1 protein-coding gene is annotated in these 2,198 nt (G+C 36.9%); it reads left to right on the top strand.

The genetic code is table 11. The annotated features are described in order from the left end of the window. The coding region (locus tag R3333_RS14205) for a TonB-dependent receptor domain-containing protein (RefSeq protein ID WP_318959426.1) at positions 1–2,198 on the top strand (2,198 nt) is incomplete at both ends.

Here is a 2,198-nt window from a genome sequence, read left to right as displayed (position 1 = left end):
GATAGCAAGAGGAGGTAATCCAATCACAGCAACACCTTTTATAGCCCATCCAAATAATGTAGAAAGCTTTTTTAGAACAGGTGTTACAAGTACTCAAAACATTGCTGTAAATAGTAGAAATGATAATGGAGGTTATCGCTTCTCTTATACCCGATTAGATAACTCTGGAACGATTCCAAATTCTGACTACCGCAGAAACAATTTGGCATTTACGGCAGATTACCAATTAAGTGAAAAGTTAAAGTTGAGAACCTATGCCAATTTTATTAATTCTAACAGTACGCACAGACCAGGATTGGGCTATGGTTCAGAGAATTTAATGTATTCTTTCCTTTGGATGGGACGTCAAGTAAACCTGAGTAATACGCAAGATTATTGGCAAGCCGGACAAGAAGGCTTTCAGCAATTCAACTACAATACACAATGGTTAGATAATCCTTATTTCAATGTTTACGAAAATACGAATGGATTTAACAAGAATAGACTTTTGGGGAATGCGGTAATGTCTTATGATATTTCTAAGAAAATAAGTTTCAGACTGCGTTCGGGAGCGGATGTTTATAATGATGTAAGAACTTCGAAAAGAGCATTTAGTACGCAGCGTTTTAAGAACGGAGCGTATAGAGAGGATGTAGTAAATTACAGCGAAATCAATACCGATGCATTATTAAACTATACCGGACAAATCACAGATCACGATGAATGGAATCTCGGAGTAGGAGCCAATAACTTTACTCAGAATATTGCTTACCAAAGTATAACAGCAGGTGAACTTTCTGTGCCGGGTATTTACAATTTTGAGAATTCTAAAATTCCTTTACAGGCTTCACAGTACAGTGGTCAAAAACAAATTAACAGTGTTTACGCGTTGGCCAATTATAATTACAAGCGTAAATTGTACCTGGATGCTACCTTACGAAATGATTATTCTTCAACGCTTCCAAAGGAGAACAACTCTTTCTTCTATTATTCAGCATCGGCTGCATTTGTGCTAACCGACTGGATGAGTTTACCGAATTGGTTAAGCTATTCTAAACTTAGATTATCTTCTTCAAGTGTAGGTAATGATACAGACCCATTTCAATTGAGAAATACATACGCATTCAATCAAAACTATGGAAGTTATCCTTTGTTGAGTAATTCTTCTACTCTGTTAAATGCCGATTTGAGACCAGAGCGTATCAATGCATTAGAAGCTGGTTTAGAGATTTACTTCTTGAAAGATAGAATAGGGTTAGATGTAACAGCTTATCAAAATACAGCAAAAGATCAAATTATTAGCTTACCTGCTTCAGCAGCAAGTGGATATACAAATCGCGTCATTAATGGTGGTGTAATTGAAAGTAAGGGGATTGAAATTGCGTTAACGGCTGATGTTATAAAAAAGAAAGATTTCAAATGGACAGCTTTTGCCAATTTTACCAAAGGAGCGAGTTATGTAGAAGAGTTACCAGAAGGTGTAGATCAATATACTACAGGGTATACAAGAGTCTATACAAGTACAGATAACTCAGTTTACTATATTGCCCAAGAAGGTGGTAGAATAGGAGATATGTACGGTACTGGATTTAAGAAATCTCCAGATGGTAGGATTATTTACGATGCCAATGGTTTACCTATTCGAGATGCTGAATTGCGTTACTTAGGGAACTACAATCCTGATTTCATGTTGGGAATTGGAAATGAATTTAAGTACAAAGGATTCAGTATGAATTTCTTGGTAGATTGGAGATATGGTGGTGTTATTGTTTCAAGAACAAAAGCCATAGGTTCAACTTCAGGTGTTTTGGAAGAAACCTTAGCTGGGAGAGAAGAAGGCATTGTGGGGGATGGTGTTGTAAATGTAGGAACTGAGACGAACCCGGTTTATGAGGAAAATACAACGGCGATTTCAGCTGCAGAATATTACAATCAATTCTACAACAGAGCCAACGAAGAAAGCGCTTTGCTTGATGCCAGTTATTTGAAATTAAGACAAGTGAGTTTATCTTACACGTTTCCAGATGCATGGGCACAGAAAATGAATTTGAACAGTTTTAAGGTAGGGTTTGTTGCCAGAAATTTGTTTACGATTACCGAAAATCCACACGTCGACCCTGAGTTAAGTGCTATGCAAGGAACGCAACAAGTGTATGGTGTAGAGGATCTATCTTATCCTTCAACACATAGTTATGGATTCAATATTCAACTCACATTCT

Origin of the sequence: Lishizhenia sp. (assembly GCF_033720595.1) — a bacterium.
GTDB lineage: Bacteria > Bacteroidota > Bacteroidia > Flavobacteriales_D > Crocinitomicaceae > Lishizhenia.
This window is presented reverse-complemented; position numbering and strand designations above follow the sequence as displayed.